General features: G+C 68.6%; 19 protein-coding genes and 2 tRNA genes. 7 read left to right on the forward strand and 14 right to left on the reverse strand.

Going from position 1 to position 18,346, the window contains the following annotated elements:
- Positions 1-77: 77 nt before the first annotated feature.
- Positions 78-563: a Dps family protein gene (locus ACFQY2_RS11825; RefSeq protein WP_378746014.1), complete on the reverse strand. Its 486-nt coding sequence runs from the start codon at positions 561-563 to the stop codon at positions 78-80.
- 141 nt (positions 564-704) lie between these two features.
- Here ACFQY2_RS11825 and ACFQY2_RS11830 point away from each other — a divergent pair, with 141 nt between their 5' ends.
- The gene (locus ACFQY2_RS11830; RefSeq protein WP_378746015.1) at positions 705-1,241 is read left to right on the forward strand and encodes a gamma carbonic anhydrase family protein; all 537 of its coding nucleotides are present in this window, start codon (positions 705-707) and stop codon (positions 1,239-1,241) included.
- Between the two features lie 25 nt (positions 1,242-1,266).
- Positions 1,267-1,340, forward strand: a tRNA-Ile gene (locus tag ACFQY2_RS11835).
- Here the strand turns inward: ACFQY2_RS11835 and ACFQY2_RS11840 are convergent.
- Complete coding sequence (locus tag ACFQY2_RS11840; protein WP_378746016.1) at positions 1,338-1,613, reverse strand: hypothetical protein; 276 nt, start codon at positions 1,611-1,613, stop codon at positions 1,338-1,340. The two genes, ACFQY2_RS11835 and ACFQY2_RS11840, sit on opposite strands and share 3 nt — an antisense overlap.
- Positions 1,614-1,731: 118 nt before the next feature.
- On the opposite strand from ACFQY2_RS11840, the gene ACFQY2_RS11845 reads away from it, so the two are divergent.
- Positions 1,732-2,736: a YihY/virulence factor BrkB family protein gene (locus ACFQY2_RS11845; RefSeq protein WP_378746018.1), complete on the forward strand. Its 1,005-nt coding sequence runs from the start codon at positions 1,732-1,734 to the stop codon at positions 2,734-2,736.
- A gap of 6 nt (positions 2,737-2,742) precedes the next feature.
- Here the strand turns inward: ACFQY2_RS11845 and ACFQY2_RS11850 are convergent, their stop codons facing one another.
- Positions 2,743-2,952, reverse strand: a complete 210-nt coding sequence (locus ACFQY2_RS11850; protein WP_378746019.1) for a KTSC domain-containing protein — start codon at positions 2,950-2,952, stop codon at positions 2,743-2,745.
- Positions 2,949-3,839, reverse strand: coding sequence for a DUF72 domain-containing protein (locus ACFQY2_RS11855; protein ID WP_378746020.1), 891 nt, complete (start codon positions 3,837-3,839; stop codon positions 2,949-2,951). Before ACFQY2_RS11855 ends, ACFQY2_RS11850 begins: the two co-directional genes overlap by 4 nt.
- A 144-nt stretch (positions 3,840-3,983) precedes the next feature.
- Between ACFQY2_RS11855 and ACFQY2_RS11860 the strand changes: the two genes are divergently transcribed.
- On the forward strand, positions 3,984-4,196 hold the full coding sequence (locus tag ACFQY2_RS11860; RefSeq protein WP_378746021.1) for a hypothetical protein: 213 nt from the start codon (positions 3,984-3,986) through the stop codon (positions 4,194-4,196).
- A gap of 21 nt (positions 4,197-4,217) precedes the next feature.
- On the opposite strand, the gene ACFQY2_RS11865 is transcribed toward ACFQY2_RS11860, so the two are convergent.
- Positions 4,218-5,471 (reverse strand): alpha/beta fold hydrolase, encoded by a 1,254-nt coding sequence (locus tag ACFQY2_RS11865; RefSeq protein ID WP_378746022.1) that lies wholly within the window; start codon positions 5,469-5,471, stop codon positions 4,218-4,220.
- Positions 5,471-7,468 (reverse strand): DUF262 domain-containing protein, encoded by a 1,998-nt coding sequence (locus ACFQY2_RS11870; protein WP_378746023.1) that lies wholly within the window; start codon positions 7,466-7,468, stop codon positions 5,471-5,473. The genes ACFQY2_RS11865 and ACFQY2_RS11870 overlap by 1 nt, the downstream gene beginning before the upstream one ends.
- A gap of 172 nt (positions 7,469-7,640) precedes the next feature.
- On the opposite strand from ACFQY2_RS11870, the gene ACFQY2_RS11875 reads away from it, so the two are divergent.
- Both ACFQY2_RS11875 and ACFQY2_RS11880 read left to right on the forward strand, forming a co-directional pair.
- Positions 7,641-8,414 carry a hypothetical protein gene (locus tag ACFQY2_RS11875; RefSeq protein WP_378746167.1) on the forward strand — a complete coding sequence of 258 codons (774 nt, stop codon included), beginning with the start codon at positions 7,641-7,643 and terminating at the stop codon, positions 8,412-8,414.
- 188 nt (positions 8,415-8,602) lie between these two features.
- Positions 8,603-9,106 (forward strand): DUF3145 domain-containing protein, encoded by a 504-nt coding sequence (locus ACFQY2_RS11880; protein ID WP_378746168.1) that lies wholly within the window; start codon positions 8,603-8,605, stop codon positions 9,104-9,106.
- A gap of 147 nt (positions 9,107-9,253) precedes the next feature.
- Here the strand turns inward: ACFQY2_RS11880 and ACFQY2_RS11885 are convergent, their stop codons facing one another.
- The 6 genes from ACFQY2_RS11885 to aceE form a co-directional block, all read right to left on the reverse strand.
- On the reverse strand, positions 9,254-10,492 hold the full coding sequence (locus tag ACFQY2_RS11885) for a beta-ketoacyl-[acyl-carrier-protein] synthase family protein (protein WP_378746024.1): 1,239 nt from the start codon (positions 10,490-10,492) through the stop codon (positions 9,254-9,256).
- An 83-nt stretch (positions 10,493-10,575) separates the two neighbouring features.
- Positions 10,576-10,824: an acyl carrier protein gene (locus tag ACFQY2_RS11890; RefSeq protein ID WP_193596127.1), complete on the reverse strand. Its 249-nt coding sequence runs from the start codon at positions 10,822-10,824 to the stop codon at positions 10,576-10,578.
- A gap of 65 nt (positions 10,825-10,889) precedes the next feature.
- Positions 10,890-11,891 (reverse strand): beta-ketoacyl-ACP synthase III, encoded by a 1,002-nt coding sequence (locus tag ACFQY2_RS11895; RefSeq protein ID WP_378746025.1) that lies wholly within the window; start codon positions 11,889-11,891, stop codon positions 10,890-10,892.
- On the reverse strand, positions 11,888-12,808 hold the full coding sequence (locus ACFQY2_RS11900; protein WP_378746027.1) for an ACP S-malonyltransferase: 921 nt from the start codon (positions 12,806-12,808) through the stop codon (positions 11,888-11,890). The genes ACFQY2_RS11895 and ACFQY2_RS11900 overlap by 4 nt, the downstream gene beginning before the upstream one ends.
- A gap of 101 nt (positions 12,809-12,909) precedes the next feature.
- Positions 12,910-14,100, reverse strand: a complete 1,191-nt coding sequence (locus ACFQY2_RS11905; RefSeq protein WP_378746169.1) for a PucR family transcriptional regulator — start codon at positions 14,098-14,100, stop codon at positions 12,910-12,912.
- 28 nt (positions 14,101-14,128) lie between these two features.
- Positions 14,129-16,855, reverse strand: coding sequence for a pyruvate dehydrogenase (acetyl-transferring), homodimeric type (gene aceE, locus ACFQY2_RS11910; RefSeq protein ID WP_378746028.1), 2,727 nt, complete (start codon positions 16,853-16,855; stop codon positions 14,129-14,131).
- 154 nt (positions 16,856-17,009) lie between these two features.
- On the opposite strand from aceE, the gene ACFQY2_RS11915 reads away from it, so the two are divergent.
- Positions 17,010-17,082: transfer RNA gene (locus ACFQY2_RS11915), tRNA-Val, on the forward strand.
- Between the two features lie 16 nt (positions 17,083-17,098).
- Here the strand turns inward: ACFQY2_RS11915 and ACFQY2_RS11920 are convergent.
- Together ACFQY2_RS11920 and ACFQY2_RS11925 are read right to left on the reverse strand one after the other, a co-directional pair.
- Entirely contained in the window at positions 17,099-17,305 is a 207-nt protein-coding gene (locus ACFQY2_RS11920; RefSeq protein ID WP_378746029.1) for a CDGSH iron-sulfur domain-containing protein, read from the reverse strand.
- Positions 17,302-18,342: an iron-containing redox enzyme family protein gene (locus tag ACFQY2_RS11925; RefSeq protein ID WP_378746031.1), complete on the reverse strand. Its 1,041-nt coding sequence runs from the start codon at positions 18,340-18,342 to the stop codon at positions 17,302-17,304. Before ACFQY2_RS11925 ends, ACFQY2_RS11920 begins: the two co-directional genes overlap by 4 nt.
- Positions 18,343-18,346: the final 4 nt, after the last annotated feature.

Below are 18,346 nucleotides of genomic sequence, written 5' to 3' on the forward strand. Positions count from 1 at the left end.
CCGTCTATGGGGCGCAAAAGCCAGCTTCGCGGTCGACGAAGGGTGCGTTCACGCCCCACAGACGGTCTGTGAGCCGGTCAGGCGGCGATGTGCGAGACGAGGAACCAGCGGTCCTTCTCAAGGCCGCGCTGGATCTCGATCGCCACATCCTGGCTGGTGAGGTCGACCGCGTCGAGCCCGTCGACGGCGGCCTTCACATCGGCGAGGATCACGTCGATGTCCGAGACGACCGCGCGGATCAGCTCGTCGGACTGGGCGAAACCGGCGGGTACCGCTGTCGCGGCGACCTTCTCAGCCACGGTTCCGAGGCGCGAGTCGACCGGCAGACCCAGGGCGACGATGCGCTCCGCGGCCGTGTCGGCGAAGCCGCCGGCGTTCGCGACGATCGTGTCGAGCAGCTCGTGGACCCCGACGAAGTTCGCACCGCGGACGTGCCAGTGCGCCTGCTTGCCGTTCACCGTCAGAGCCTCCAGACCGAGGACGACGGGGGAGAGGAACTGGGCCGCCGCGGCTGCCACGGTCGGGTCGACGGCGGTGGTGGGGACGGTCTGCGCCTTGCTCATGAAATCCTCCGATAGTGGTCGTGGCGGGCTTACTGGGGACAACGCTACTCAGCACGAGACATTCCGCAAGCAAGCGAAGGCAACGCTTACCCGCCCCTCACGACCGCGTGATCACGCGGTCGTGAGGGTAGTCTCGCCTGCATGAGCATCGCCGTGACAGCATCCGTCCTCGCCCTCGCCGACCGTTCGCCCGAGGTGGCGGAGGATGCCTTCGTGGCCGATGGCGCGCGCATCATCGGCGGCGTGACGCTGGGTTCGCGGGCGAGCGTCTGGTACAACGCCGTGCTGCGGGCGGACTCGGCGGCGATCGTCATCGGTGCAGGCAGCAACGTGCAGGACAACGCGTCGGTGCACGTCGACAGCGGGCATGGCGTGCAGATCGGCCGTGACGTGTCGATCGGGCACAACGCCGTGGTGCACGGCTGCACCATCGGCGACGGCTCGCTCATCGGGATGGGAGCCGTCGTGCTCAGCGGCGCCGTCATCGGCAGCGGATGTCTCGTCGCCGGCGGCGCGGTGGTGCTCGGCGGGACGGAGGTGCCCGACGGGTCGCTCGTCGCGGGCGTGCCTGCGAAGGTCCGGCGCGCGCTGAGCGAGGAGGAGCGTCGGAGCCTGCGCAACAACGCGCAGATCTACCTCGAGCACATCCGCACCCACAGCACGTCGCGGACGATCTGACCGCACCGGTAGGCTGTTGCTCTACGGGGCGGTGGCCAAGCTGGTGAAGGCAGTGGGCTCATAACCCAACGATCGCGGGTTCAAGTCCCGCCCGCCCTACTCGTTCTCGTCGTCGTCATCGAGCTGATCGGCGATGCTCTGCGGACCGCCGATCACGCCGATGCCCACAGCATGGTGACTCGGCTCCGGATCATGCGGCTTCTCGGCTTTCGGCTCCTCGCCGACCTCCTTCTCGGTGCTGGGCTCCTGGAGCTCCTCCGTGCTGGGCTCCTCACCGTCCGCCGGCTCGGAGTTCGGGTCCGGCTCGCGGATGGGTTCCTGGGTCTCTGCCGGTTCCTGGGTCTCTGCCGGTTCCTGGGTCGCATCACTCATGGCTGCACTCTCGCTCATCCACGGCGGGGCGCCCAGGGGCTTGACAGGCGGTTAGCACCGACGCGCGACCGGGGTCAAGGAAGATGTCCGATGACGGAGATGCGGCGATACTGTGAGGATGGGGATGCAAGCAGACGGACATGCGACGCGGCGCGAGGGCATCCGTGCACAGGCGCAGTTCATCATCGTGCGGGTCGCGCGGGGATTCTTCCGCGCCTCCGGCGCGGACGCCGCCGCCGGTCTCACCTTCTACGCCGTCCTGGCGGGGATACCGGCCGTCATCGCCGCATTCTCGCTGATCGGCATGATCGGAACGAAGCGGGACGTCGTCGCAGACGTGCTGGCCGCCGGCAAGGAGGTGCTGCCCCCTGACGTGATCCAGGCGATCAGCGAGCCGGTGGAGCGCGCCGCAGACATCGCCGGCGGCGGATGGCTGCTGGTCCTCTCGCTGCTGCTGGCGCTCTGGTCGGTCGCCCGCTATGTCACCGCCCTCGGCCGCGCCATCAACCGCGCCTACGGCGTGCTCGAGGGGCGGGTGTTGTGGAAGATGAAGCCGTCGCAGCTGCTGGTCACGCTGCTCGTGTTCGTGCTCGTGTGCATCGCCGGCCTGCTCGCGGCGGTGAGCTGGCCCGCCGCACAGGCGCTCGGACACGCGATGGGTGCCGGCGAGGTGACCCTGACGATCTGGAGGATCGCACGCTGGCCGGTGATCGTGCTCGTGGTGGTTCTCGTGGTCGCGATCCTGTACTACTTCGCGCCCAACATCCAGCATGCGCACTTCCGGCTCGTGAGCGTCGGCGCCCTCGTCGCGATCCTTCTGTTCGCAGCGGCATCCGTCGGCTTCGGGTTCTATGTCGCCAACCTGGCCGACTACGACCGCGTGTACGGCTCGTTCGCCGGCATCGTGATCTTCCTGGTGTGGCTGTGGATCGGCAACATGGCCCTGGTCATCGGGGCGCATCTCGACGCGGAACTGGAGCGCATCCGTGAGCTCCGTCGTGGCATCCCCGCCGAACGAGAGCTGCAGGTGCGGCTGCGCGACACCGAACGGCTGGAGCGCAATGCCGAGAACGACGTGCGCGACGAACAGCGTGCGAGGCGGTTCCGGCGTTCACGCCGCTGAGACGACTCACGCGTGCCGGGTGGGGTAGCGGTCGCGGATGCGCTGCGTGAAGAACCGGCCGGCGCTCGGCGCCGCGAGCAGGCCGGCGTGCACCGAGGGCGGCACCGCGAAGTAGCGGTAGACCTCGCCGCTGCGGAACTCCAGTTCGAGCACGGCGATGCCGGGATCGTAGCCCGCGCTGGCGATCACGGACGACTCGAGCGGCAGGCGTCTCACGGGTGCTCTCCGAGCAGGTTCGCCGGGCCGTCCTCCATGAGGCGGGCGAGGGCGAGCGCGTCGTGCGGGGCATGCCCACGGGCATCGTTGTCGAAGTACACGTACACGTCGCGCGGCTCGCCATCGGAGCCGCGCGACCAGCGCAGGCAGTTCCGGGCCCAGGTGTGCAGTTCTGCGGGGGAGTATCCACTCGTGTACAGCTCGGACGCTCCGTGCAGCCGCACGTAGACCAGACCGGCATCCGTCGGTTGGAATGTCGGCCATCGTCCCGCGGTGTCCGCGACGGCCAGCGCGACGCCGTGCTGGTCGAGCAGATCGCGGACTGCCGGGTCGTGAAAGCTGTCGGAACGGGGTTCCAGTGCGTAGCGCAGCGGGCGGTCGACGTCCTGCTTCAGCCAGGCGCGCCCGTCGAGGCGGTCGTCGTGCCCGCGAGCCAGCTCGAGCGCCTGGTCGGTGGAGCGTGGCAGCGCTGCGAGGAAGGCCGAAAGCACCTCGGCGTCGAATCGATGCCGCTCGGGCAGCTGCCAGAGGATCGGGCCCAGAGCCGGACCGAGGGCGAGCAGACCGGATGCGAAGAAGTTCGCCAGTGCCTCGCGCGCATCGCGCAGGGCCAGCATGTGCGAGATGAACCGGGATCCCTTGACCGCGAAGACGAAGCCGTCGGGAACGGCGGCGCGCCACCGCAGGTAGCTCTCGGGACGCTGCAGGGAGTAGAACGAGCCGTTGAGTTCGACGGTCGAGAACCGCTCGCCGATGAAGGCCAGCTCCCGGCGCTGCACGAGCCCGCGTGGGTAGAAGTCTCCGCGCCATGACCGGTATCGCCAGCCCGAGGTCCCGATCCGGATCCGGCCGGCGGCCTCGCGTGCGGATTCCTGTTGCGTCATCATCTCCGTCAGAGTACGACTCGGCCGCCGCCGACGGCACGGGGTTGACTCGCTCGTCGAGACGGTCCGCGCACGCGGATGCAACCCTCTTCCCTCAGGCGCCCCGCGCAGGAGAGGGTGGTGTGTACGACGAGGAGAGGATTCGACATGACACGCGAGAACGAGACGCCGGCGGCTGGAGCCGAGGCCGCGGAAGCGGACAGGATGGACCAGGAACGGGACGTGCTGGTCGATCCCCAGGATCCGGAGACAGCGGTGACCTCGCCGCTGCCGGACGGCGTTCACGCGGACCCGGCCGACGTGCTCGATCAATCGATCGAGGTGCCCGAGGACGACGAACACGATCCCCGCGCGGAGTAGGCGCTCCGCGCGACAGCGGGCTCAGCGCACGCGGCGGTCGTCTGCGAGGTCGAGGAGGTGCCGGAGCACGGGGCCGGAGCGCAGGCCGTTGTGCTCGTGTTCGCTCGTGACCCAGAGGCGCAGATCCGGCAGCAGGCGGGCGGTCTCCAGCGAGTACTCCAGAGGCACGTACACGTCGCCGACATACACGGCCGCGGCACCGCGGGCACCCGAGGCCTGGAGTGCTTCTCGGTCGTAGACCGACGGCCATTCATGTTCGGCGAGGATCATCGCCACGTCGCGCCACGGCCGGAAGGCGGGCACCGTCTCGGTCCACTCGGACCGGATGTGCTCGCCGGTGAACAGGGTCGGGTCTTCCCGGAAGGCGGCCGGCTCGACGCGTTGGGCCGACCAGCGCGTGGCGTGGCCCGACGCGTAGCTGGACTCGTGGAAGGCGAAATAGAGCGGGTTGCGGCCGCGGAACGGCATGGCGGCAGCCAGGTCGTATCGGAACGCGTTGGACCGCGGGTCGAGTTCGAGCAGTGACCAGACGCTCTGCCAGCCGTCGTTCGTGCCGAGCACCGAGCCGACCGAGCGCAGCCTCGACGGCGAGACGACCTCACCGTCCGGGAGCACGATCTCGCCGTCGGCTGCCAACCCGACCAGCCGTCGCATCCGCTCGCGGTGCTCGGGGAATCGCCGGTAGTAGCGCTCGGAGGCGTCGCGCATCCGCTCGTAGCAGGCCGTGTACACCTCGTCGGGGTGACGGTCGACCGTGCTGAGGCCGCCCGTGATGAACACCCTGTCCACGGAGTCCGCATCCGTCGACAGATAGGCGAGGGTGGTGAACCCTCCGAAGGACTGCCCCAGCAGGCTCCACCGCGTCGCACCGAGTTCCCGGCGCAGCGCCTCCGCGTCGCGGACGATGGAGTCCGCGCGCAGGTGGGTGAGGCGCTCTGCCGCAGCCTCGGCACCGAGTGACAGGAGGTCGTCGCCCACGGGCGTCGACCGGCCGGTGCCGCGCTGATCGAGCAGCACGACCCGGTGGTGCTCGAGGGCGGCGTCCAGCCACGAGGGGGAGGAGGGGGCGTGGAACGGGCGGGGCGCCTCGACGCCCGGACCGCCCTGCAGGAAGAGCAGGTACGGCAGATCCTCTCCGCCGTCCCTGCTCACCACGGCGGCGAACACGTCGATCGTGCGGGTGTCCGTCGGGTCCGACCACACCAGCGGGACGGTGAGGGTGTGCTCCTCCACCGTGAGGTCCATCATGCGGCGCACCAGCGTGGTCGAGGTCATCACATCACGTTCCCTATGTAGGAGTACTTCACGAACACCTCGGCAGCGATGCCCGATTCCTCCAGCACGCCCTGCAGCGCCGTCATCATGTAGTTCGAGTCCCAGCCCATGTAGAGGTGGCTGTCCTCGGCGAGAGTGTCCCACTGGCCCTTCCACGCCATCGAGTCGTACAGCGGCCCGCCGTGGCGGGCGCTGTAGGCGAGGGCGGCCTCGCGGTCATCGGTCCACGCTCGGCGGAACACACGATTGAAGAGCGCCTTGACGTCCTTGACCTCCCAGTGCTCGCCGCGGTACTCGCAGTAGTCGAACTCCCGCTCCCAGCCCGTCGGCCAGCCGCGGCGCCGTACGGCGTCGAGCACCGGGGTCAGGCCGTCGTCGTCGATCTCGGTGAGAGTGGGGCGTGCCCAGATCCGCAGCAGCTCGCCGGTCAGCCGCACGGTGCGGGCCGAGATCGCCGCGGTGCCCCACGCATCGGTCTCCGCGAGCTCCCGGGTGGCCGGCACGGCGCTGCGCGCGTACGCCGCGTCCCGCTTCTCGGGGAACGAGGCTCCGAACACCCGCTCGGTGAGCGACTGCTCCAGCAGGGTGAGGTTGCCCAGTGTCGGCGCAAGCGCACGGTGACTGTTCTGTTCGTCCTCCGAGAACTCTCGCCAGGGGCGCACGCCGTCACCGCTCCAGCCGTCACCGGGAGCAGCAGGCACGATGCTCTCGACGTCGAAGTCGCCCGTGTCGTCGACACCTTCGATGCGCCCCAGCACGTAAGCCGGGTGCGGGAGCTCGCCGTACTTCAGCACCGCGCGGACGCGCTCGTCGGACGGAGTGATGCGCGAGATCGCTCGCATCAGGTGATCCCCGCCCTGCTGCCGGGCTCGGCAGAGGCGCGCGATGAGTCGCTCGGTGGGCAGGCCGACGATCGCTCGGCGCAGGAACAGCGCCTGCACCCACTCGAGCACGTCGAAGAGCTCACTGCGCGTGATCGTACCGTGACGGTGGTCACGGTACGCGCTCATCACCAGCGGGAAGGTCGCACGCCCGAACGTGCTCAGATGCTGCAGCTGCAGGCGGATCTCGGCATCCGTCTCCCGTTCGGGGTTCAGGAGGATGCCGTAGATCTCGGCGTTCTCGCGCCACACGTCCGCGTCGGCGTGAAGATGGGCGGCGTCCAGGCGCGGAAACGAGTCGCGGAACGCGGCATACACGCCGTGCTCACCCGAGACATCGATCTCGCGTCCCGTGGTCATCATCAGGTAGTGCCGCCAGAACGCCCCGATGCTCTCGCCGGTGTGCTCCTCGATCGGGATCCAGTACTCCTCCTCGATGCGCAGCTGCTCGGCGTGCGAGAGGCCCATCAGGATGTAGTTGTGGATCAGCTCGTGATCGCGCAGTGGTTGTCCCGTGGAGTTCAGGCTCTCGAAGATCTGCTGGGCGTTCGCGGAGGCGCCGAGGGTGATCGACACGTGCTCGAGCTTCTGCAGGCCTCGCCAGATCACCGGGACCTCGTCTGCGTGGACCTGACTGCGGAAGAAGGCGTAGTTGTCGTCGAACCGCGACTCCCGCTCGGCGTCGTCCCGGCGGTCCAGGACGACGGACTCGTACAGGCCCGCCCAGGCGTCGTGAGGACGCAGCTTGGTGCGGCCGGCATCGTCGGAGCGCACGAGGACGCGCGCCAGCTCCGCTGCGAGCACCGCATCCGTCTCGCGCACCGCGTGATGCAGAGCGGCGATGAGGAGCATCACCGTGGTGATGCGCTGCTGGCCGTCGATGAGGATGAGGTCTCCGCCGGTGGTGTCCTCGGCCGAGAGGATCGAGCCGATGAAGTGGCGATGCGCGTCATCCTCGCCGGCGACCGTGCGCACGTCCGAGAGCAGCTTCTCGCACGCGCCGATGTCCCAGCGGTATTGGCGCTGGTAGACGGGGACGACGATGTTCGTCGTGGGGGCGGCGAGCCATTCGACGGTGCCCGTTGCGGTCGCTTCGACATTGGTCGCCGTTGCCATCACTGCGTGAATCCTCCGATTGGCGGACAGCGGGAAGCCGCCGGAACGAGTCTAGTCCGCGGGGATTTTCTCCGGTCGGCCCCCGGGGCGTGTCCAGATCACCGAGGTAGGCTTGCCTAAGTAGGGCCTGTTAAAACGTGCTGGCCCATTACGAAAGGACATGACTCGGATCATGGGATACATCAAGTCCGAAGCCCTCGAAGACAAGGGATTCGTCGTTCTCGACCGCTACGCCCAGGAGCTGGACCCCAAGGAGTGGCTGGACCTCGAGTACAACGACTGGAAGTCCTCCGGTGACACCCGGTTCGCTCCGCTGGCCAGCGCCAAGGGCGAGATCGAGTGCAACGGCTTCTGGAACCACAAGCCGCCGCGCACGGACAAGGACGGCGTCTGGATCGAGTCGCAGGTCGCGAAGGCGCCGAATCTCGCCCGCCGCGCGCAGGAGCCCGGCGCCAACGTCGGTCGCTGCCGCGTCATCGAGCTGCAGCCCACCCCCTACGGCGAATGCCTCTACAACCTCCACCAGGACGACAACAACCGTCTGAACCCGGACGGAACCGGCTGGGTGGTGCGCGGGTTCTTCAACCTGACCGACGACAAGGACAGCTTCTTCGTGCTGCGTGAGAACCGCACGGACCCGGAGGGCGAGGTGCGCATCGCGCTTCCCGCCGGGGCCCAGCTGATCATCGACACGCAGCGTCTCTGGCACGCGACCACGCACAACGGCACCGAGCCGCGCTACAACCTCATCACCTCGTGGACCTCCGGTCCCGAACTGGACGCCTACATCGAGAAGTACCACGGCACCGATCAGCACGAGCAGGTCGAGGTCCCGCAGGACGTCCTCGAGCAGGGCTATGCCGAGCAGGCCCGCAAGGACGCCGCGCGGGCGGCGTACTACGCGGCCAAGGGTCAGCAGGCCAAGCTCGCCATGAGCGAGGCCTGAGCCCGAGGGCTGCCCTCACCCGTCTGCAGCGGCACCGATCCTCGGATCGGTGCCGCTGTGCGTTTCCGGGCGAATCACACGCTTGTGATTCGCGCGGAACTGAGCGATAATCGCCGTACAACCGCATAGTTCGCCGAGTTGCTTCGATCAGGTCGTTGGGGAAGACGCACCTGATGAACGGAGAGAACATGGCGACGGGATACGCACGCGGAGTGGTGTACATCCACTCCGCACCTCGCGCGCTCTGCCCGCACCTCGAATGGGCGGTGGGACGCGCTATCGGTCGCGCGGTCAACTTCGACTGGAGCGACCAGCCGGTCCAGCAGGGCACCCGGCGAGCCGAGTTCTACTGGGACGGCCCAGTCGGAACCGGTGCCGCTCTGGCGACGGCCATCCGCGGATGGGAGCATCTGCGCTTCGAGGTCTCCGAGGACCCGACACCGGGCAACGACGGCGGCCGCTGGCTGCACACGCCCGACCTGGGCATCCACTACGCGCAGACCGACAGCGCGGGGAACATCGTCATCGGTGAGGACCGCATACGCTACGCGATGGAGATCGCGGCGGGCAGCATGGCAGAACTCCAGCGCGAGCTCGACGTCGCGCTGGGCGCCGCCTGGGATCAGGAGCTCGAACCGTTCCGTCATGCCGGTGACGACGCCCGCGTCGTCTGGCTCCACAAGGTCGGCTAGCCCTTCGACGGGCCTACTGCAGGCTTGCGGAGGAGGCGTGAGTAACGGGGTCAGGTGAGCATCTCCCGGACGCCGAGAAACCGAATCACCCGCATCAACGATCGAAGCCCCCTGCGAGGACGCAGGGGGCTTCGATCACGATGCGGGTCAGTCCGCGCTGCGGAAGGCGACGACGGCGTTGTGGCCGCCGAACCCGAAGGAGTTGCTGATCGCCAGCAGGTCTCCGTCGCCGAGCGGCTGCGACTGTCCGGAGAGCTTGAAGGGCACCGCCGGGTCGGGTTCGGTCATGTTGATGGTGGGCGGAGCGACGCGGTCGCGCAGCGCCAGGACGGTGTAGATCGCCTCGAGTGCGCCCGTGCCGCCGAGCAGGTGACCTGTGGAGGCCTTGGTGGCGGAGACGGGGATCTCGTCGATCCGCTCGCCGAAGACGCGCTTGAGCGCCTCGTACTCGTTGGGGTCGCCGACCGGCGTCGACGTGGCGTGCGCATTGATGTGCGAAACGTCATCCGCGGTGGCTTCGGCCTGAGCGAGTGCGGCTTCGACGGCGCGCGCCGCGCCCGCACCCTCCGGGTCGTTTCCGGTGATGTGGTACGAGTCCGCGGTCACGCCACCCCCGACGAGGTAGGCGTAGATCTTCGCCCCGCGTGCCTTCGCGTGCTCCTCGGTCTCCAGGACCAGCGCGGCGCCGCCCTCGCCCATGACGAACCCGTCGCGGTCGATGGCGCCAGGACGCGAAGCGGTGGCCGGGTCGTCGTTGCGGCGGGAGAGCGCCTGAGCGGACGAGAAGGACGCCATGGTGATCGGGTGGATGGCGGACTCCGCTCCACCGGCGATGACCACGTCGGCCAGCCCGTCCTGAAGGTGCTCGTAGGCGTTCGCGATGGACTCCGTGCTGGAGGCGCACGCGCTGACGACCGTGCGTGCGAAGGCACGCGCGTTGAACTGCAGCGACAGGTTGCCGGCGCCCGCGTTCGGCATGAGCATGGGCACGGTGAGCGGCATGACCCGGCGCGGGCCCTTCTCACGCAGGGTGTCCCAGGCATCCAGCAGCGTCCAGACCCCGCCGATGCCGGTGGCCCAGTCGATCCCGAGGCGCTCCGGGGCGACCTCCGGCGAGCCGGCGTCCTCCCAGGCCTCCCGCGCGGCGATCAGCGCGAACTGCGTCGACGGGTCCAGGCGCTTGGCCTCGTGGCGGGGCAGGACCTCCTCGGGACGGACCACCGCCTCGGCGGCGAAGTGCACGGGGATCTGGTACTTCTCGACCCATTCGTGCGTCAGGGTGCGGGTGCCGGACATGCCGTCGAGCAGATTGGCCCAGTTCTCGGGGGCCGTGCCGCCCAGAGCGGACGTGGCGCCGATACCGGTGACGACGATGCGCTTGGTCATTGAGAGGGTCCTTCGTGAGGAGAGAGGATCAGGGGAGGAGGATGCCACGACCCGCCGTCGACGGGCGTGGCACCCGCGGGATGCTACTCCTGGCCGGCGACGATGAAGTTGACGGCGTCGGCGACGGTCTTGAGGTTCTTGACCTCGTCGTCGGGGATGGTGACGCCGAACTTCTCCTCGGCGTTGACGACGATCGTCATCATCGAGATGGAGTCGATGTCGAGGTCGTCGGTGAACGACTTCTCCATTGCGACCTCGGATGCGTCGATGCCGGTCTCGTCAGTGACCAGCTCGGCAAGTCCTGCGAGGACCTCGTCTGTGGTGAGAGCCATGATGTTTCCTCTTTCTCGGAATGGTTACGGAACCGCTGAACAGTCTAGGGAGATTACGCGCCCGATCAGGGCAGCACGACGACCTGCGCGCCGAAGACGAGCCCCGCCCCGAAGCCGATCTGCAGCGCCAGTCCACCGCTGAGCTCGGGGTGCTCCTCGAGCAGGCGGTGTGTGGCGAGCGGGATCGAGGCCGCTGACGTGTTGCCCGTCGTCTCGATGTCGCGGGCGATGGCGACGGAGTCCGGCAGCTTCAGCTGCTTCGCGAACTCGTCGATGATGCGCATGTTCGCCTGGTGCGGGATGAAGGCGGCGAGATCGGACGCCTCGATTCCGGCGACCTCCAGCGCGCGACGCGCGACCTTCGCCATGTCCCACACAGCCCAGCGGAACACCGTCTGACCCTCCTGCCGGAGCGTGGGCCAGTTGGCGTCGCCGTCGCGGTAGTCGATGAGGGTGGAGTTCATGCCCACGGCGTGCGCCTTCGACCCATCCGATCCCCACACGGTCGGCGCGATCGCGGGGAAGTCGCTCGGACCGATCACGACCGCGCCGGCCCCGTCTCCGAGCAGGAACGAGATGCTCCGATCGGTGGGGTCCACGACATCCGACAGCTTCTCGGCTCCGATGACGAGCGCGTAGTGTGCGCTGCCCGCCCGGATCAGCGCGTCGGCCTGAGTGACGCCGTAGGCGAAGCCCGCGCACGCGGCGTTGGAGTCGTAGGCCGCCGCCGGGTTGGCGCCGACACGATCCGCAACGACGGCCGCGGCCGACGGCGTCTGCTGCACGTTGCTGATGGTCGCGACGATCACCAGGTCGATCTCGGCCGGGTCGACGCCCGACTTGGCGATGGCCTCCTGGGCGGCATCGGTCGCCAGATCGACGGCGAGGATGCCGGCGGACGCCCGGGTGCGCGTGATGATGCCGGTGCGCTGACGGATCCATTCGTCGCTCGAGTCGATCGGACCCACGAGCTCCTCGTTCGGCACGGACAGGTCGCCGCGGGCGGCGCCGTAGCTGTAGATGCGCGTGTAGGGCACACCCTGAGACTGCTTGAGAGTGGCGGTCATGCTGCTTCTCCGTTCAGCAGCGCGACGGCTGCCTCGAGGTCATCGGGGGTCTTCACTGCGACATTCGGGATGCCGGCCATACCGCGCTTGGCCAGGCCGACGAGGGCGCCCGCCGGCGCGACCTCGATGAATCCGGTGATCCCGGCGGCCAAGAACGACTCCATGCACAGATCCCAGCGCACGGGCGAGGAGACCTGGGTCACGATGCGGTCCAGCGCGTCCCGGCCGTCGGTGACGACGGTGCCGTCGCGGTTCGACCAGAGAGTGCGGACGGGATCCGTGTGCTCGACCTCGGCGATCGCGGCGCGCAGCGTCTCGACGGCAGGCGTCATGTAGGAGGTGTGGAACGCGCCGGCGACCTGCAGCGGCATGACGCGCACGCCGCGGGGGGCGCGCTCGGCGAGCCTGGCGAGGTCGTCCAGCGCTCCCGCAGCCACGATCTGTCCGGCGACGTTGTAGTTCGCCGGGGTGAGGTCCAGTTCGCTCAGCAGTGCGAGAACCTCGTCCTCCTCACCGCGCAGCACGGCGCTCATGCCCGTCGGGGTCTGCGCGGCGGCATCCGCCATCGCCCGACCGCGGACGCCGACCAGACGCATCGCGTCCGCGGCGCTGATCACACCCGCGCCGTTCAACGCGGCCAGTTCGCCGACGGAATGTCCCGCGACGCCGTCCGCGGAGCGCTGCGCGCGTGCGGCCACCTGACTCATCGCGATCATCGAGGCGGCGACGATCAGCGGCTGCGCGATGCGCGTGTCGCGGATGGTGTCGGCATCCGATGTGGTGCCGTGCGCGATCAGGTCCACCTCCGCGGCCTCCGAGTACGCGGCCAGCTGTTCGGCCACGCCGTCCAACTCCAACCAGGGTGCGAGGAATCCGGGGGTCTGGGAGCCCTGTCCAGGGCAGGCGACGACGATCACCTGTCCATCTTTGCCAACGATTCGCGAAACTCGGTGGATGAACCATCACAAGAATCGTCGATTCGTTTGTGCGTGGCGGACAGTGCCCGCGGGGTCGCGGTTCAGCGACGGCGCGGTTGCGGCCGGCGACGGGCGGTCTCTGCCGACCCGATGGAGCCGAGGATCAGCGCCGTCTGCAGGATCAGCGCCTCGCGTGGGCCGGTGGCATCCCAGCCGATGACCTCACTGACGCGCTTCAGGCGGTAGCGCACGGTGTTCGGATGCACGAAGAGCTCGCGCGCCGTGGCTTCCAGGGAACGGCCGTTGTCCAGGTAGCTCCACAGCGTGGTCACCAGATCCGGCGAGTGCGCCTGCAGCGGACGGAAGATGCGTTCGATGAGCGTCACCTTGGCCAGGGTGTCGCCGGCGAGGGCGCGCTCGGGAAGCAGATCGTCCGCCTCCACCGGGCGCGGGGCACCGCGCCAGGCGCGTGCGACCGCGAAACCTGCCAGCGCGGCGCGCGCACTCTGACCGGCGTCGACGAGCGCCGCGACGGGGGGTCCGAGCACGACGTACCCGGGGCCGAACGACTCCTCCAGACGCTGGGCGATCTCGGAGAAGGGCAGTTCATCACCCTCGACATCCTTGCCCGGTGGTCGCGCGCGACCGATGACCAGGACGAGCCGCGAACCCTGCACGCCGATCAGCACGTCCACGGACAGTCGCCGCGCGGTGCGCCGCACCTGGTCGACGTCGAACTGCGGCGGAGTCGTGCCGACGAGCACGCAGACCTCGCCGTGGCCGTGCCAGCCCAGGGCCGCGATCCGGCTGGGCAGCTCCTCATCGGCCTCGCCGGTGAGGATGGAGTCGACGACCAGCGCCTCGAGCCGGGCGTCCCAGAGCCCGCGCGCCTCCGCGGCCCGCGCGTACACGTCCGCCGAAGCGAATGCGACGTCGCGCGAGTAGAGCAGGATCGCCTCGCGCAGGTCGTCTCCGCGGCCGGCGACGCGCTCCTCCGTCACCTCGACCGTGACGCGGATCAGCTGCAGTGTCTGCTGCAGGCTGACGCTGCGCAGCAGCTCGCGCGGAGCGGCGGCGAAGATGTCCGCCGCGATCCACGGCGTGGATGTCGGGTCCTCGTACCACTGGATGAAGGAGGTGATGCCCGCCTGCGCCACCAGCCCGACGGAGGACCGCCGTGCCGGCGGCATGTCGGCGTACCACGGAAGCGTATCCTCGAGCCGCTTGATCGTCACCGTCGCGATGTCGCCGGAGATGCGTCGCAGCCAGGCGAGCGTGGCGGCCTTGTCCATGGCCGGCTTCGAGGATCCGGTCACAGGGTCAGCTCTCGCCGCCTGCGTTCCCGCTGGTGCCCGCGTTCACATCGTGCAGCGCGTACTTCTGGATCGCCTGCGCGACCGTCGAGCGCTCGATCTTGCCCTCGTCGGCCAGGGCCTGGAGGGTGCGGACCACCATCGACGGGCCGTCGATGTGGAAGAAGCGGCGCGCTGCGGCGCGGGTGTCCGAGAAGCCGAAGCCGTCGGCACCCAGCGTGTAGTACCTGTTCGGGACCCACGGGCGGATCTGGTCCTGCACCGCGTTCATGTAGTCGCTGACCGCGATGACCGGTCCTTCCGCGCCCTGCAGCTTCTGCGTGAGATAGGCCGTGCGGGGCTCATCCTCGGGGTGCAGGAAGTTGTGCTCGTCCACGGCGAGCCCGTCGTTGCGCAGCTCGCCCCACGAGGTGACCGACCAGACATCCGCGCTCACGCCCCAGTCGTCGCGCAGCAGGTTCTGCGCCTCGAGCGCCCACGGCACTCCGACACCGGAGGCGAACAGCTGCGCCTTGGGGCCATCGGCGGTGGCGGGGGAGATGCGGTGAAGACCGCGGATGATGCCGTCCACGTCGACATCCTCGGGCTCAGCGGGCTGCACGAGCGGCTCGTTGTAGACGGTGATGTAGTACATGACGTCGGGGTGCTCGTGCTCGCCGCCGTACATGCGCTCCAGACCCGAGCGCACGATGTGGGCGATCTCGTACCCGTAAGCGGGATCGTACGAGACGGTGGCGGGGTTCGTGGACGCCAGCAGCGGCGAGTGGCCGTCGGCGTGCTGCAGTCCCTCGCCGGTCAGCGTGGTGCGACCGGCGGTGGCGCCGATGACGAATCCGCGTGCCATCTGGTCGCCTGCCGCCCACAGGGCGTCGCCGGTGCGCTGGTATCCGAACATCGAGTAGAAGATGTAGATCGGGATCAGCGGTTCGCCCTGGGTCGAATACGAGGTGCCTGCGGCGGTGAACGCCGCGACGGCACCGGCCTCGTTGATGCCGACGTGCACGATCTGACCCTGCGGGCTCTCCTTGTACGCCAAGAGGAGCTCGCGGTCGACGGAGGTGTACTGCTGGCCGTTCGGGTTGTAGATCTTCGCCGTCGGGAAGTAGGCGTCGATGCCGAAGGTGCGGGCCTCGTCGGGGATGATCGGCACGATGCGGTTGCCGAAGTCCTTCGAGCGCAGCAGGTCCTTGAGCAACCGGACGAACGCCATGGTGGTGGCGATCTCCTGGGTACCGGATCCCTTCTTGGGAAGCGCGTAGGTCGCATCCCCCGGCAGCGTGATCTCGGTGTGCTTCGTGCGGCGCTCGGGGATGAATCCGCCGAGGGCGCGGCGTCGATCCAGCATGTACTGGATCGTCTCGTCCTTCTCGCCCGGGTGGTAGTACGGCGGCAGGTACGGGTTCTCCTCGAGCTGCGCGTCCGTGATCGGGATCTGCATGGTGTCGCGGAACGTCTTCAGATTGTCCAGCGTCATCTTCTTCATCTGGTGGGTCGCGTTGCGGCCCTCGAAGTGCGGGCCGAGGCCGTAGCCCTTCACCGTCTTGGCGAGGATGACCGTGGGCTGACCCTTGTGCGCGAGCGCCGCCTGGTACGCCGCATACACCTTGCGGTAGTCGTGGCCTCCGCGGCGCAGCTGCCAGATCTGCTCGTCGGTGTAGTCCTTCACCAGGGCGGCCGCGCGCTCGTCCTTGCCGAAGAAGTTCTCGCGGATGTACGCGCCGGATTCCGCCTTGTAGGTCTGGTAGTCGCCATCGGGGGTGACGTTCATGATGTTCAGCAGTGCGCCGTCGGTGTCGCGCTCGAGCAGGTCGTCCCACTCCCGGCCCCAGATGACCTTGATGACGTTCCAGCCCGCGCCGCGGAAGAACGATTCCAGTTCCTGGATGATCTTGCCGTTGCCGCGGACGGGACCGTCCAGACGCTGCAGGTTGCAGTTGATCACGAAGGTGAGGTTGTCCAGGCCCTCGTTGGCGGCGACCTGCAGCTGGCCGCGGCTCTCCACCTCGTCCATCTCACCGTCACCCAGGAACGCCCACACGTGCTGGTCGCTGGTGTCCTTGATGCCGCGGTTCGTCAGGTACTTGTTCGCCTGCGCCTGGTAGATCGCGTTGATCGGACCGAGACCCATGGACACGGTCGGGAACTGCCAGTAGTCCGGCATCGAGTGCGGGTGCGGGTAGGAGGGCAGTGCGTGGCCCTTCTGCGACTTCTCCTGGCGGAACCCGTCCAGATCTGCCTCGCTCAGACGCCCCTCGAGGAACGAGCGGGCGTAGATGCCGGGGGAGGCGTGGCCCTGGATGAAGATCTGGTCTCCGCCGCCGGGGTGGTCCTGGCCGCGGAAGAAGTGGTTGAAGCCGACCTCGTAGAGCGAGGCCGCGCCGGCGTAGGTGGAGATGTGGCCGCCGACGGCGATGCCCGGGCGCTGAGCGCGATGCACGGTGATGGCGGCGTTCCAGCGGATCCAGTGCCGGTACCGGCGCTCGATCTCCTCGTCGCCGCCGAACTCCGGCTCGTTCTCCGGGGCGATCGTGTTGATGTAGTCCGTGGTCGGAACCATCGGCACGCCCAGGTGAAGCTCCTTCGAGCGCTTCAGCAGGCTGAGCATGATCTCACGGCCTCGGCCGTGTCCCTTGGCTTCCACCAGCTCATCGAGCGACTGCTGCCACTCGCCGGTCTCCTCCGGATCACTGTCGAGGGGGCCCTGAGAGTACGGATCCTGGTCGTGAACGGTCACGTGGAGCCTTTCGTCAAGCTGGCAGGTCTTGCCAAGGAAACGGGATGCGACGTGGGGGAGCCTTGTCTGCTCCGCACAACACGTGCTGTCCTCAGCCTATATCCGTTCGCGGACGCGGCGCCGCAATCGCATCCCGTTAGACTGATGCGATCCAGGGCCTTTAGCTCAGCTGGTAGAGCGCCACGTTTACACCGTGGATGTCGTCGGTTCGATCCCGGCAGGGCCCACCTTCACGCGACGCGCTCAGTCATCCGTGCGGAAGCCCGCCGCCTTGTGGGTCCCATCGCAGAACGGCTTGATCGTGGACAGGCCGCAGCGGCACAGCGCGACGGTCCGACGGTTGCGGGGGATCGGCTCGCCGTCCGCGGTCCGCAGCTCCACATCCCCACGCAGGATCAGAGGTCCGTCGGGGTACGGCGTGATGGTCGCCTCCTCGTGCCGCGCGCTCATGCCGACGCCTTCGCCCGCAGCGAGGATCCGCCGTGCTCCCAGGCGTCCAGCATGTGCGCGGCGACGCGTCCGTCCACGGCCAGGCAGGCCGCAGCCCCGAACATGATGTCGGCCAGCAGGTCCGGCCGGTCGAACGCGAGGGAACCCGCGAGGTCGCGTGCCGCGATCTGCTCGTGCACGGCGTCCGCCTCCACGTGCTCGTCGAAGTAGGCGGTGACGTCCTCGCCGAAACCGAGCCGGCGCAGGCCGTCGGCGTAGAGCCGATTCGGTATCGAGGAGGTCATCTCGAACGCCGCGAGGTGGCCGACGATCGCTCCGACGAGCCGCCTGTTCAGCCCGAACATGGACATCATGTTCTGTGAGGCGAGAGTGACCGCGGGGACCTCGTCGAGGTACGCGCCGTAGGTGTCGTCCAATCCCGCACCACGGACGGCCTTGGCGAAGATGCGGGCGTGGACGCGGTCCGGACGACCACCGCCGTACTCGTCGGACTGGATCTCGACGAGCGCGGCCTTCGGCGCACCCGTGAGCCGAGGGATGGCCCAGGAATGCGGGTCCGCCTCCCGCAGGGTGTAGATCGAGCGCTGCATGAAGAACTCCCGGATCTGCTCGGGAGTCGCCTTCTTCGCGACGTAGCGGGACAGGCTGGGTCCTGTGTCGGCCTGCACCAGATCGAACAGGGCCCTCGCGACGGCGTCGACGGTCGGATCCGGCAACGGCGGCACCTCGACGCTGTCGCGCAGCGACCGCTCGAACGCCCGCTCCAGGGTCGCGCGCACCGTGATCAGTGCGGGATCCCACTCCTTTCGGGGATCGAGCGCCTCGAGGGATCCGTAAGCAGACGCGTAGAGCAGGAACAGGGCCAGCTGCACGTCGTCATCTGCGGCAAGATCGTCGCACGCGCGCACGGCCTTGTCCGCGAGTCCGCCCAGCTCAGGACTGCCGGTGCCGATGAGCGCGGCGAGGACGGCGTCGCTCAGCGGCCCGCGGGCGACGAGCTGCGGCTCGGGGCGGATGGCGAGTGCGGTGTCGGTCATGAAG

Source organism: Microbacterium sp. GCM10027623, assembly GCF_042666935.1.
Lineage (GTDB): Bacteria > Actinomycetota > Actinomycetes > Actinomycetales > Microbacteriaceae > Microbacterium.